The 12,044-nt window shown below is 70.2% G+C and carries 11 protein-coding genes and 1 pseudogene; 8 read left to right on the top strand and 4 right to left on the bottom strand.

Features of this window, described 5'->3' with window-relative positions; all coding sequences use genetic code 11:
* The first annotated feature begins 89 nt into the window (after window positions 1-89).
* Together rplQ and truA are read left to right on the top strand one after the other, a co-directional pair.
* A complete protein-coding gene (gene rplQ / locus OG844_RS23375) occupies window positions 90-596 on the top strand; it encodes a 50S ribosomal protein L17 (RefSeq protein WP_406392843.1) in 507 nt (168 codons plus the stop codon).
* A 78-nt stretch (window positions 597-674) separates the two neighbouring features.
* Window positions 675-1,529: a tRNA pseudouridine(38-40) synthase TruA gene (gene truA / locus OG844_RS23370; RefSeq protein WP_329208284.1), complete on the top strand. Its 855-nt coding sequence runs from the start codon at window positions 675-677 to the stop codon at window positions 1,527-1,529.
* Here truA and OG844_RS23365 read toward each other — a convergent pair.
* Entirely contained in the window at window positions 1,498-3,387 is a 1,890-nt protein-coding gene (locus OG844_RS23365) for a hypothetical protein (RefSeq protein ID WP_406392841.1), read from the bottom strand. The genes truA and OG844_RS23365 overlap by 32 nt on opposite strands.
* Window positions 3,388-3,451: 64 nt before the next feature.
* Window positions 3,452-4,303, bottom strand: coding sequence for a hypothetical protein (locus OG844_RS23360; RefSeq protein WP_406392839.1), 852 nt, complete (start codon window positions 4,301-4,303; stop codon window positions 3,452-3,454).
* Window positions 4,304-4,370: 67 nt separating this feature from the next.
* Here OG844_RS23360 and OG844_RS23355 point away from each other — a divergent pair, with 67 nt between their 5' ends.
* The 4 genes from OG844_RS23355 to glmM all read left to right on the top strand — a co-directional run bounded on the left by OG844_RS23355 (window position 4,371) and on the right by glmM (window position 8,816).
* The gene (locus OG844_RS23355; RefSeq protein ID WP_406392837.1) at window positions 4,371-5,990 is read left to right on the top strand and encodes an ABC-F family ATP-binding cassette domain-containing protein; all 1,620 of its coding nucleotides are present in this window, start codon (window positions 4,371-4,373) and stop codon (window positions 5,988-5,990) included.
* Window positions 5,991-6,228: 238 nt separating this feature from the next.
* Window positions 6,229-6,672, top strand: coding sequence for a 50S ribosomal protein L13 (rplM, locus tag OG844_RS23350; protein ID WP_031096418.1), 444 nt, complete (start codon window positions 6,229-6,231; stop codon window positions 6,670-6,672).
* Between the two features lie 45 nt (window positions 6,673-6,717).
* On the top strand, window positions 6,718-7,245 hold the full coding sequence (gene rpsI, locus OG844_RS23345; protein WP_329208277.1) for a 30S ribosomal protein S9: 528 nt from the start codon (window positions 6,718-6,720) through the stop codon (window positions 7,243-7,245).
* Between the two features lie 212 nt (window positions 7,246-7,457).
* Window positions 7,458-8,816: a phosphoglucosamine mutase gene (gene glmM, locus OG844_RS23340; RefSeq protein ID WP_406392834.1), complete on the top strand. Its 1,359-nt coding sequence runs from the start codon at window positions 7,458-7,460 to the stop codon at window positions 8,814-8,816.
* Between the two features lie 4 nt (window positions 8,817-8,820).
* On the opposite strand, the gene OG844_RS23335 is transcribed toward glmM, so the two are convergent.
* Window positions 8,821-9,783 carry a DUF389 domain-containing protein gene (locus OG844_RS23335; protein ID WP_406392832.1) on the bottom strand — a complete coding sequence of 321 codons (963 nt, stop codon included), beginning with the start codon at window positions 9,781-9,783 and terminating at the stop codon, window positions 8,821-8,823.
* Window positions 9,784-9,800: 17 nt separating this feature from the next.
* Window positions 9,801-10,793, bottom strand: a complete 993-nt coding sequence (coaA, locus tag OG844_RS23330) for a type I pantothenate kinase (protein ID WP_406392830.1) — start codon at window positions 10,791-10,793, stop codon at window positions 9,801-9,803.
* An 89-nt stretch (window positions 10,794-10,882) separates the two neighbouring features.
* On the opposite strand from coaA, the pseudogene OG844_RS23325 reads away from it, so the two are divergent.
* Window positions 10,883-10,999 (top strand): annotated as a pseudogene (locus tag OG844_RS23325) (VapC toxin family PIN domain ribonuclease); the annotation flags it as partial.
* A gap of 175 nt (window positions 11,000-11,174) precedes the next feature.
* Window positions 11,175-11,990 (top strand): hypothetical protein, encoded by an 816-nt coding sequence (locus OG844_RS23320; protein WP_406392829.1) that lies wholly within the window; start codon window positions 11,175-11,177, stop codon window positions 11,988-11,990.
* The last annotated feature ends 54 nt before the right edge of the window (window positions 11,991-12,044 follow it).

Raw genomic sequence — 12,044 nt, 5'->3', positions numbered from 1 at the left:
CTTGATCCAGAACTTCCGCGGGGCAGCCGCCTCGCGGGAACTGACACCGGTACCTGATACGGCCGGTGCAGCACACAAGGAGAAAAACCATGCCTCAGCCCGCCAAGGGTGCCCGTCTGGGCGGCAGCGCTGCGCACGAGAAGCTTCTTCTCATCAACCTCGCGAAGTCGCTGTTCGAGCACGGCCGCATCACCACGACCGAGGCCAAGGCCCGCCGCCTGCGTCCGGTCGCCGAGCGTTTCATCACCAAGGCGAAGAAGGGCGACATCCACAACCGTCGCCTGGTGCTGCAGTCGATCACGGACAAGGGCATCGTGCACACGCTCTTCACCGAGATCGCCCCGCGGTACGAGAACCGCCCCGGTGGTTACACCCGCATCACCAAGATCGGCAACCGTCGTGGCGACAACGCCCCGATGGCTGTCATCGAGCTCGTCGAGGCCCTGACCGTGGCGCAGGCCGCCACCGGTGAGGCCGAGGCTGCGACGAAGCGTGCGGTCAAGGAAGACGCCCTCAAGAAGGACGAGGCTCCGGCCGAGACCGTCGAGGACGCCAAGCCGGCCGACGCCGCTACCGAGGAGTCCAAGGACGCCTGAGCGTCCTGAGACCCCGGTACGGGTCCGCATCACCCTTCGGGGCGGTGCGGGCCCGTTCTGTTTTGAGAGGATGCGCTGGTGAGTGATGAGGCAGAGCCCGGATTCGTACGGGTACGGCTGGACCTTTCGTACGACGGGAAGGACTTTTCCGGCTGGGCGAAGCAGACCAGCAGGCGCACGGTGCAGGGTGAGATCGAGGACGCGCTGCGGACCGTGACGCGGTCCTCGGTCACCTACGACCTGACCGTCGCCGGGCGCACCGACGCGGGGGTGCACGCGCGCGGCCAGGTGGCGCATGTGGATCTGCCGGCCGAGGTGTGGGCCGAGCACGAGGAGAAGCTGCTGCGGCGGATGGCCGGGCGGCTGCCGCTGGATGTCCGGATCTGGCGGGCGGCCGAGGCGCCCGCCGGGTTCAACGCGCGCTTCTCCGCGCTGTGGCGGCGCTACGTCTACCGGGTCGCGGACCGGCCGGGCGGAGTGGATCCGCTGACCCGGGGTCATGTGCTGTGGCACGACCGGCCGTTGGACATCGACGCGATGAACGAGGCGGCCGCCCTGATGGTCGGTGAGCACGACTTCGCGGCGTACTGCAAGAAGCGTGAGGGCGCCACGACCATCCGGACGCTTCAGAAGCTGTCCTGGGTGCGGGACGCGGAGTCCGGGGTCCTCGGCGCGACGGTGCAGGCCGACGCCTTCTGCCACAACATGGTGCGGGCGCTGATCGGCGCGGCCCTGTTCGTGGGGGACGGGCGCCGTCCGGCCGCGTGGCCGGCCGAGGTGCTGGCGGCGAAGGTGCGCGATCCCGCGGTGCACGTGGTGCGTCCGCACGGGCTGACTCTCGAGGAAGTGGCCTACCCGGCCGACGCGTTGCTGGCGGCCAGGGCCGAAGAGGCCCGGAACGTCAGGACGTTGCCGGGGGCGGGCTGCTGCTGATCCGGCGGCGGCGCAGGGCCCGTACCAGCTTGGCCGCGAAGTACACGGCGACGAAGCTGGACATGGTGGAGCGGAACCAGCCGATGTCGGGGGTCCACCAGGCGTAGACCGCCGCCGCGGTGAACAGCAGCAGGCCCAGGACGCGCAGGACCCACCACAGGGGCGGGTGGGGCTCGGCCGGGGCCGGGGCCTCGGGGTGGACGCCGTCCTTCGTGGACATCGTGTCCCGCATGCCCGCAAGGAAGCCGCGCCGGGCAAGGACGCGGGCGCCCGGGAGGCCGGCGAGTATCTCCTGCTCGCCGCCGTAGCCCGCGGGCAGGGGCGGGAGGCCCAGGGCCGCGACGAGGCCGCCCTGGTGGCGGGCGGGGTCGCCGGTGGCGCGCAGGAGGTGGATCAGCGGGCGGGGGTCGGACAGCCCGTAGACCCGGGCCAGCACCGTGGCAGTCTCGGTCACCTCGGTGTGGTCGGCGGCCGGGGCCGCCGTCTCCCAGGAGTGGGCCGCCACCTTCTTGCCCCGGTGCAGGAGCGTGAAGCTGCTGCGCTCCGGGGTGCGGTGCAGGACCAGGGCGGGCCAGTCCTCGCCGGTCGTGAAGTTGTCCGCCGCGGAGGTGAGGGGGTCCTCGGGGAGCAGGGCCGCGCGCTTGCCGCGCACGGGGTCCGGGACGATCTCGACGTACGTGTGGCCACGGCCCGCCGGGGCGGTGCGCAGGCTGTGGCCGCAGATCAGTGCGGCCTGGGCGACCTCGGTGGGTCCGGTGGCGGCGATGGCGAGCGACCGGGGCGCCAGCTCCCTTTCCCAGTCAGGGATTTCGGAGGCCGGGGGCTTCGGCGGGGAGCGGAAGAAGGGGACCTTCATCGCCAGCTCGACCCGGGTGTCGGAGCGGGCTTCGAGGAACTCGGCACGTGCGTCGCCGAAGTAGGTCCAGGGGTAGGTGGTGGCGTGCACCCCGATGGAGCGGAAGACGGTGAGGGCTTCCTCGAAGCGGTTCATCGACCACAGGATCATGGCCAGGTGGTTGCGGAAGCCGGCCGCTTCCCGGTCTCCCGGGGCGTAGCTGTCCGACAGTGCCTGCGCGCGGGTCACGGCCGCCTCGGCGCGGGGCGTGAACGGGTCGGGGTCGCGCGCCTCGTCGTCGGAGACGATGTACTCCACGACCGCCTGGAGGGGCAGGGCGTGCAGCTTGGAGCCGGGCGGTGCCTGTTCCGCCGACCGCTCGGCGAAGTCGAACATCTCCTCGTGCGAGCCGTACCACTTGTCGCAGAGGTACTGGAGCGCCTGGATGTGGCAGCCCTCGTGGTGCGGGTCGCAGTCGGCCGCTTCGGCGAGGTAGGAGTCGAAGACCTCGCGCGGTGCCTGGATGCCGCGGGCCTGGGTGAGGGCGATGCGCCACGGGACGGGGTCGCCGGGATTGAGCTCGGCGGCTTCGGAGATGACCGGGACCGCGTCCCGCAGGACGGCGTGGAACGCCTGGAACTGGTCGTGCTCGATGTGCTTGGCGCGTGCGCCGGTCCGTATCTGCCAGGCCTGGTAGACGTACTGGTCCGCCTTGACCAGTACGGCGTCGGGGTCCTGCGGCGACTCCTCGAGCCAGCTGTCCAGCCAGCCGGGGTGGTGCAGCGAGGCCCGTGCCAGCCGGGAGACACAGGCGTCCCTGCGTTCCCACTGGGCGTGCTCGCGGGTGGCGGCGAGCAGTTCGGCGGCCGGACCGTGGTCACCGGCCGCGGCGGCGGCCAGCGCGTCCCGCAGCGAGGGGTCCGGTGCGTCGAGGACGACGGCCTCGTCCGGCGGCAGGTCGGCGCCTATCGCGTCGCTGTGGCGCAGGACGCGCGGGATGGTGAACAGGGCGGTCAGACGCACGGCGGCGGGTCCTCGGGGCAGGGGAGGGACGGGACTGGTGCGTGGGGGGAGAGGTGGCGCGGTGTCAGGCGGTGGGGAGCCCGGCCGCCGCCGATGCCTGGACCTCGCCGCGGTGGTGGATCTGACGGAACGTGAACTCCGTCAGGTCGTCGCCCACCGCGTACACGTCCTTGCTCGCGGTCGTGACGTTCTTGCCGCTCGTGTAGCCGCTGACGGTGAAGTAGGCGTAGCGACCGTATGAGTTGGCGGTGCGGCGGCAGACGGCACCACCGCGGCAGAACGTGGGGACGCCCGCGCCGCTCAGGGACGCGATGCCGCCGGACGCCTGCTGGGCCGCCTTCTTCGCCTCGGCCTCGGTGCCGAACACCGCGAGGCCGACGGTGACCGCGACGCCGCCGCTGCTGTAGGTGGCGCGGATGACCTGGTCGCAGCCGTTCGACGTGAGGATCGAGCCGAGGGCGCCCTGGGTGGTCGCGGCGCAGCTGTTCGTGCGGTTCGTCGCGCCCTTGGTGTGGACGCGGTCGCCCGCCGTGACCTTCTTGCCGGGGAAGAAGGCGTCGACGGTGACCGGTGCCTTGTCCTTCCGGGCGTCGGATATGTAGTCCTTCGGGTCCGGCGGGGGCGGCGGTGCGACCGAGGAGAAGGAGGGCTGCGGCTGCGAGGTGTCCGAGGGCAGGTCGGCGGGGGCGGGCAGATCGCTCGCGTTCTTGTCCGACCGGGGGCTGCCGGTGTCGTTCGCCGTCACGACGGCCGTGGCCACGATCGCGGCGACGGCGGCCGTCGCCAGTGCGCCGCCCCCGATCAGCAGCCACTTCTTGCGGCGGCTGCGTGCCGCGGACTCGTCGGCCAGTGCCGCCCAGTCCGGAGTCCTGCTGTCTCCCGGCCCCCAGGAGGGCCCCCCTTGCCCAAAGCTCATGCCGTGAATCCTAGAGCCTGTGTAATCCGGTTGGGCCAGGGGTTCGCCGCCCGTGACAATGCTGTGCATGGGACATCTTGAAGCGGGCCACCTGGAGTACTACCTACCGGACGGGCGGGTGCTGCTCGGCGATGCCTCGTTCCGGGTGGCCGACGGGGCGGTCGTCGCCCTCGTCGGAGCGAACGGGGCGGGCAAGACGACGCTCCTGAGGCTGCTCGCCGGGGAGATCCAGCCGCACGGCGGCTCGGTGTCGGTGAGCGGCGGACTGGGCGTGATGAGCCAGTTCGTGGGCTCCGTGCGGGACGGGCGGACCGTGCGTGACCTGCTGGTGTCCGTCGCCCAGCCGCGCATCAGGGAAGCGGCGAAGGCCGTCGACGTGGCGGAGGAGCGGATCCTCACCGTGGACGACGAGGCCGCGCAGATGGCGTACGCGCAGGCCCTCAGCGACTGGGCCGAGGTGCGCGGGTACGAGGCCGAGACCCTCTGGGACATCTGCACGACGGCCGCGCTCGGGATCCCGTACGAGAAGGCCCGGTGGCGCGAGGTGCGCACACTCAGCGGGGGCGAGCAGAAGCGGCTGGTCCTGGAGGCGCTGCTGAGGGGCCCGGACGAGGTGCTGCTCCTGGACGAGCCGGACAACTATCTGGACGTCCCCGGGAAGCGGTGGCTGGAGGAGAAGCTCAAGGAGACCCGCAAGACGGTGCTCTTCGTCTCCCACGACCGGGAGCTGCTCTCGCGGGCCGCCGAGAAGATCGTGAGCGTGGAGCCCGGCGCGGCAGGCTCGGACGTCTGGGTGCACGGTGCCGGATTCGCCACGTACCACCAGGCACGCAAGGAGCGGTTCGCGCGCTTCGAGGAGCTCCTGCGTCGCTGGGAGGAGGAGCACGCCCGGCTGAAGGCGCTCGTCCTGCGGATGCGGCAGCAGGCGGCGAACAGTCCCGACATGGCGAACCGCTACCACGCGATGCAGACCCGCTTCAAGAAGTTCGAGGACGCGGGCCCGCCGCCGGAGCCGCCGCGCGAGCAGGACATCAAGATGCGGCTGCGCGGCGGTCGGACCGGGGTGCGGGCGGTGACCTGCAAGAACCTGGAGCTGACCGGTCTGATGAAGCCGTTCGACCTGGAGATCTACTACGGGGAGCGGGTCGCCGTCCTCGGCTCCAACGGGTCGGGGAAGTCGCACTTCCTGCGGCTGTTGGCGGGGGAGCCGGTGGCGCACACCGGGGACTGGAAGCTCGGGGCGCGGGTCGTGCCGGGGCACTTCGCGCAGACGCACGCCCACCCGGAGCTGCTGGGCAAGACGCTCGTCGAGATCCTGTGGACGGAGCACGCCAAGGACCGGGGCGGGGCCATGTCCGTACTGCGGCGGTACGAGATGGAGCGCCAGGGGGACCAGGCGTTCGAGAGGCTGTCCGGCGGGCAGCAGGCGCGCTTCCAGATCCTGCTGCTGGAGCTGGCCGGCACCACCGCGCTCCTGCTGGACGAGCCGACGGACAACCTGGACCTGGAGTCGGCGGAGGCGCTGCAGGACGGGCTGGAGATGTACGACGGGACCGTGATGGCCGTCACGCACGACCGCTGGTTCGCGAGGTCCTTCGACCGGTACCTGGTCTTCGGCTCGGACGGGGTCGTACGGGAGTCCACGGAGCCGGTCTGGGACGAGCGCAGGGTGGAACGCGCACGCTGAGGGGTACCCCGGGCGGGGTCGTTTTGACCCGTCCGGGGCGGGGCGGGTAGTGTCGGGGACTGTTATGCGTATTGGCTTCGTCGTTCTCACGCGAAGGGCCCTTACGTAGGTTCCCTGGAGCAGTTACCAGTGGCACGCATACGGGCAGCGTCCCCGGCATTGTGTGCCCCAGCTGCACGATCGCTTCAGGGGTGCCGTGTGTCTGGACCCCATCCACTGAAGAAGCGAAGGCTACGAAGTGCGTACGTACAGCCCCAAGCCCGGCGATGTCACTCGCCAGTGGCACATCATCGACGCCGAGGACATCGTCCTGGGCCGTCTGGCCACCACGGCTGCGAACCTCCTCCGAGGCAAGCACAAGGCGATCTACGCCCCCCACATGGACATGGGCGACTTCGTCATCATCATCAACGCCGAGAAGGTTCACCTCTCCGGCAACAAGAAGACCCAGAAGATGGCGTACCGCCACTCCGGTTTCCCGGGCGGTCTCCGCTCCGTGCGCTACGACGAGCTGCTCTCCAAGAACCCGGAGAAGGCTGTCGAGAAGGCCATCAAGGGCATGATCCCCAAGAACACCCTGGGTCGTCAGATGATCTCGAAGCTGAAGGTCTACGCGGGTGACCAGCACCCGCACGCTGCGCAGCAGCCGGTCCCGTTCGAGATCACCCAGGTCGCGCAGTAGTTCCGGCCTCCCCCCTAAGACGTAAAGAAAGATCTGAGGAGAATCGTGGCCGAGACCACTGTTGAGACGCCCGTCGAGGGCACCGAGGGCGAAGAGACCTTCGCCGAGGTGACCACCTTCGAGTCGGAGGTCCCCGTCGAGGGTGAGTACACCTCCGAGTCGCTCGCGGGCCGCTTCGGCGACCCGCAGCCCGCGGCCGGCCTTGGCCGTCGCAAGAACGCCATCGCCCGCGTCCGGATCGTTCCGGGCACCGGCAAGTGGAAGATCAACGGTCGCACCCTTGAGGACTACTTCCCCAACAAGGTGCACCAGCAGGAAGTCAACGAGCCCTTCAAGGTGCTCGAGCTCGACGGCCGCTACGACGTCATCGCCCGCATCTCGGGTGGCGGCGTCTCCGGTCAGGCCGGCGCCCTGCGCCTCGGCGTGGCCCGCTCGCTGAACGAGGCGGACGTGGACAACAACCGCGCCACGCTGAAGAAGGCCGGCTTCCTCTGCCGTGACGACCGTGCGGTCGAGCGCAAGAAGGCCGGTCTCAAGAAGGCCCGCAAGGCCCCGCAGTACAGCAAGCGCTAAATCGCCTGCTCGTCTGCTTTACACGTTCGCCCCGGCGGCACACCTCGTGCTGCTGGGGCGTTCGTTTATCGGCGCCCGCGGGCGTATAACGGCTTAAGACGTTTATAGGGCCGGCGGCCTCGATCGCGCCTCACTTTGCTGCGCATTGCCTTGCTGTGCCCTGTTTTGAGTACTTTGGTTTTGTGGTTTCGGAGCACCTTCGGAGGACACCAGTGGGACGACTCTTCGGCACGGACGGCGTGCGCGGTGTCGCCAATGCGGACCTGACGGCCGAGCTCGCGCTCGGGCTCTCGGTCGCTGCGGCGCACGTACTGGCCGAGGCAGGCACCTTCGAGGGACACCGGCCGACAGCCGTGGTGGGCCGTGACCCCCGCGCCTCCGGAGAGTTCCTGGAGGCCGCCGTCGTGGCGGGCCTGGCCAGCGCGGGCGTGGACGTCCTGAGGGTCGGCGTGCTGCCGACCCCCGCCGTGGCGTATCTCACCGGCGCGCTCGGCGCCGACATCGGCGTGATGCTCTCCGCGAGCCACAACGCCATGCCGGACAACGGCATCAAGTTCTTCGCACGCGGCGGCCACAAGCTTGCCGACGAGCTGGAGGACCGCATCGAGACGGTCTACGAGCAGCACCGCACCGGCGAGCCCTGGGCGCGTCCGACGGGTGCCGGAGTGGGCCGGGTCACCGACTACACCGAGGGCTTCGACCGGTACGTCGCGCACCTCATCGCGGTCCTCCCGAACAGGCTCGACGGGCTGAAGGTCGTCCTGGACGAGGCGCACGGCGCCGCCGCCCGCGTCTCGCCCGAGGCGTTCGCCCGCGCCGGGGCCGAGGTCGTCACCATCGGTGCCGAGCCGGACGGCCTGAACATCAACGACGGCTGCGGCTCCACCCACCTGGGTCTGCTGCGTGCCGCTGTCGTCGAGCACGGCGCCGACCTCGGTATCGCGCACGACGGCGACGCCGACCGCTGCCTGGCCGTGGACGCCACGGGCGAGGAGATCGACGGCGACCAGATCCTGGCCGTGCTCGCCCTCGCCATGCGCGAGGCCGGGCAACTGCGCAAGGACACCGTCGTCGGCACGGTCATGTCGAACCTCGGCTTCAAGATGGCGATGGAGCGCGAGGGCATCGAACTCGTCCAGACCGCCGTCGGCGACCGCTACGTCCTGGAGTCGATGAAGGCCGAAGGCTTCGCCCTGGGCGGCGAGCAGTCCGGCCACGTCATCGTCCTGGACCACGCCACGACGGGTGACGGCACGCTGACCGGTCTGATGCTCGCGGCACGGATCGCCGCCACCGGCCGTACGCTCGCGGACCTCGCCGGTGTGATGCAGCGCCTCCCGCAGGTGCTCGTCAACGTGCCGGACGTCGACAAGTCCCGCGTCGACACCTCGCCCGAGCTGGCCGCCGCGGTCGCCGAGGCCGAGCGCGAGCTCGGCGACACCGGGCGTGTACTCCTGCGCAAGTCGGGCACGGAGCCGCTGGTACGGGTCATGGTCGAGGCCGCCGACATCGAGCAGGCGCGCGCTGTGGCCGGGCAGCTGGCCGACGTGGTGAAGTCCGCCCTCGGCTGACGGACTACCTGACCGTGGACGGGCTCGGCCGCGCGGCCGGGCCCGTCCGGCGTTGTGCGGCCCACAGCGCCTTCTGGAGCAGCAGCGTCAGTGTTCCCGCGACCACGATGCCGCCCAGGTTGGCGAGGAGCTGCGCCGTGGAGCCCCAGGTCTGCTGCAGGTCCTGGTAGCTGAAGGCGACCGCGGCGTTGGCGGCGGCCGGCACGGTGGTCACCGAGATCGCCACGCCGATCAGGGCCCCGGACTTCGCCGAGGTCAGTGAGAGCGTTCCGGCGACGCCCGCCAGGAGCGCCACCACGAACGACATCCAGTCCGGGTGCCAGATGAATCCCGTGTTGGGCCGGTCCGCCGTGACCATGCCCTCGTCGAACAGCCCGAAGGCGTCCAGCAGCCAGGCGAAACCGGCCGTCAGCACCATCGCCACCGCGAACCCGCCGATCAGTGCCCACAGCGACCGCCCGACCAGCCGCGGCGCGCGCTGCACGAGCGCGGTCGAGATCCCGGCCAGCGGGCCGAACTCCGGGCCCACCGCCATCGCGCCCACGATCAGGATCGCGTTGTCGAGCATCACCCCGCAGGCGGCCAGCATCGTGGCCACGGCGAGGAACGCCACGTACGTGACGCTGAACGTGGACTCCTCGTGGGTGACTTCGGTCAGCTCCTCCCACAGCACCGCGTCCGCGCCCTCGCCGGGCGCGTCCTCCTCCGCCTTGTCGGCGTGCGCGGACAGTGTGAGGTCCATGTTCTCGACGGTGATCGAACCGGACTTGTCGATGCCGAGTTCCCGCAGTCCGCCGATCAGTTCGTCGCCCGCCTCGCGCGCGACGTCGCACAGGACCACATCGCCCGCCGGACTGCGGGCCGCCCCGCTGAGCACCGCGAGATGGGTGGTGCCCACCGTGTGCTCCAGCAGCTCCAGCACCTCCTCGGTGCGGTCGGCGGGCACGATGAGGCGCAGATGCAGCACGGTGCACCCTTTCGGAGTCAGAGTTTGCGCAACGACAGACGCTGGACCTTGTGGTCCGGCCCCTTGCGCAGCACCAGAGTGGCACGGCCCCGTGTCGGTGCCACGTTCTCCAGGAGATTGGGCTTGTTGATGGTCCGCCACATGGTGCGCGCGTAGTCCAGCGCCTCCTCCTCGGAGACCTGGGTGTACTTGCGGAAGTACGAGAACGGGTTCTGGAACGCCGTCTCGCGCAGCCGGCGGAAGCGGTGGAGGTACCAGTTCTCGATGTCCTCGGGGCGCGCGTCGACGTACACGCTGAAGTCGAAGTAGTCGGCGAGGCCGACCCGGGTCCGGCCGTCGCTGCCGGGCAGCGCGGGCTGCAGCACGTTCAGCCCTTCGACGATCAGGATGTCGGGACGTCGTACGGTGAGCCGCTCGCCCGGCACGATGTCGTAGATCAGGTGCGAGTAGACGGGCGCCGTCACCTCGTCCTTGCCGGCCTTGATGTCGGCGACGAACCGGGTCAGGGCCCGCCGGTCGTAGGACTCCGGGAACCCTTTGCGCGACATCAGCCCGCGCGCCTGGAGCTCCTTCATCGGCAGGAGGAATCCGTCCGTGGTCACCAGCTCGACCCGGGGATGCTCCGGCCAGCGCGCCAGCAGCGCCTGCAGGATGCGGGCGCTGGTGGACTTGCCGACGGCGACGCTGCCCGCGACCCCTATGACGAACGGCGTGCCGCGCTGCTCGCCGTGGCCGTTGCCCGCGTCCCCGAGGAAGGTGTTCAGAGCGCCGCGCAGACCGGAGGTGGCCTGTACGTACAGGTTCAGGAGCCGGGAGAGGGGAAGATAGACGTCCCGCACCTCGTCGAGGTCGATGACATCGCCGAGCCCCCGCAGCTTCTCGACCTCCGCGGCGGAGAGCGGCAGCGGGGTCTTGTCGCGCAGAGCGCTCCACTCCGCCCGGGTCAGGTCGACGTAGGGCGTCGGCGCGTGCTCGGTGCGACGGGAGCTCCGTGCGGGCGAAGTGATCACGTACTCATTGTTGCGGGAGTTTTGACGGAGTGGGGGGTGGGCTCGGTCACGTGGGGCTCTCTGCGGGGTCGGCTCCTGTTACCCGCAAGGTGATCATTGCCGCTACCGCTGCCCACCACGGGCTGACCGTCCTCCATGACGATGCCGACTACCGCACCGTCGCCCGGCGCGCACCCGACCTGAGGGAACACCGTGTCCACGACGTCGGGCTGATCCTGCCGGTCCGAGAGACCCGGGAGGCCTCGCCGTTCCCATCGGCCGCGGCCTCGACCCCGCTCCGGGACCCTGGCCGACCCGCTGGTAACCTGCCGCCCCGCCGTTCGGACGTGATCGTCCCGGGCGGCCTTTTCGTATCCGTATGTATGAAGCATCGAGGTGCGCATGAAAACAGGCAGAACCGGCGCCGTCGCCGCAATCGCGGGGGCGGCCGTCGCTGTCTCTACGCTCACGGCTCCCGCGGCGCAGGCCGCGGACACCGGGATCACGGTGTCGCGGATCGTCGTCAACGGGGGCAAGTCCATCATCGTGGGCACCTCGGACGAGAAGGCCCCGCCCGTGACCTTCCGGATCACGCTTCCTTCCGGTCACAGCACCGCCAACCCTTCCGCGTACGACGCGGAGCCCTTCCTTTACCACGGCACCACCGCGGTCAAGGGGGCCGACAGCGGTGGTCTCTACATGGGCGGCTACACCTGCTACGAGACCAGCGCCAGGGTCGCGGACTGCGAGGGTGAGCTGTACATCGATCCGCGCTACGACCTGGATTCGAACAACGATGCCACGACCTGGAGCATCGGCATCGCGGCGAAGCTGTGGAAGACCAACGGTCAGCTCGGGACGGCGGAGTACACCACTGCCTCCGGTGGCGTGAAGGTCAAGCGCTGGGCCAAGGCCACGGTCAACGCGTCACCCGAACCGGTGACGAAGGGCAAGACGATCACCGTGACCGGCAGCCTCACGCGGGCGGACTGGGTGAAGCACACGTACACCGGCTACGCCGGCAAGACGGCCGACCTGCAGTTCCGTAAGAAGGACAGTTCCGTCTACTCCACGGTCAAGACGGCTACGTCGTCCAGCACGGGCGCGCTCAAGGCCACCGTCACGGCCTCGGTCGACGGCTACTGGCGCTGGACCTTCGGCGGCTCGACCACCTCGGGCACGGCCACCGCCGCGGGCGACTTCGTCGACGTGCGCTAGTTCCACGGCGTCGGCGGTACTTCACCTCGCGGAGGTGCCGCCGGCGCTCCGGGC

It is taken from the genome of Streptomyces sp. NBC_00887 (assembly GCF_045207585.1).
Note: the sequence above shows the minus strand (reverse complement) of the source record. Positions and strands in the feature narration are given on the sequence as shown.

Bases quoted from the DNA above. Each gene is read 5' to 3' on its own strand.
- OG844_RS23320 (WP_406392829.1), top strand. From the start codon at position 11,175: ATGAAAACAGGCAGAACCGGCGCCGTCGCCGCAATCGCGGGGGCGGCC.
- rplQ (WP_406392843.1), top strand. From the start codon at position 90: ATGCCTCAGCCCGCCAAGGGTGCCCGTCTGGGCGGCAGCGCTGCGCAC.
- OG844_RS23355 (WP_406392837.1), top strand. From the start codon at position 4,371: ATGGGACATCTTGAAGCGGGCCACCTGGAGTACTACCTACCGGACGGG.
- OG844_RS23360 (WP_406392839.1), bottom strand. From the start codon at position 4,303: ATGAGCTTTGGGCAAGGGGGGCCCTCCTGGGGGCCGGGAGACAGCAGG.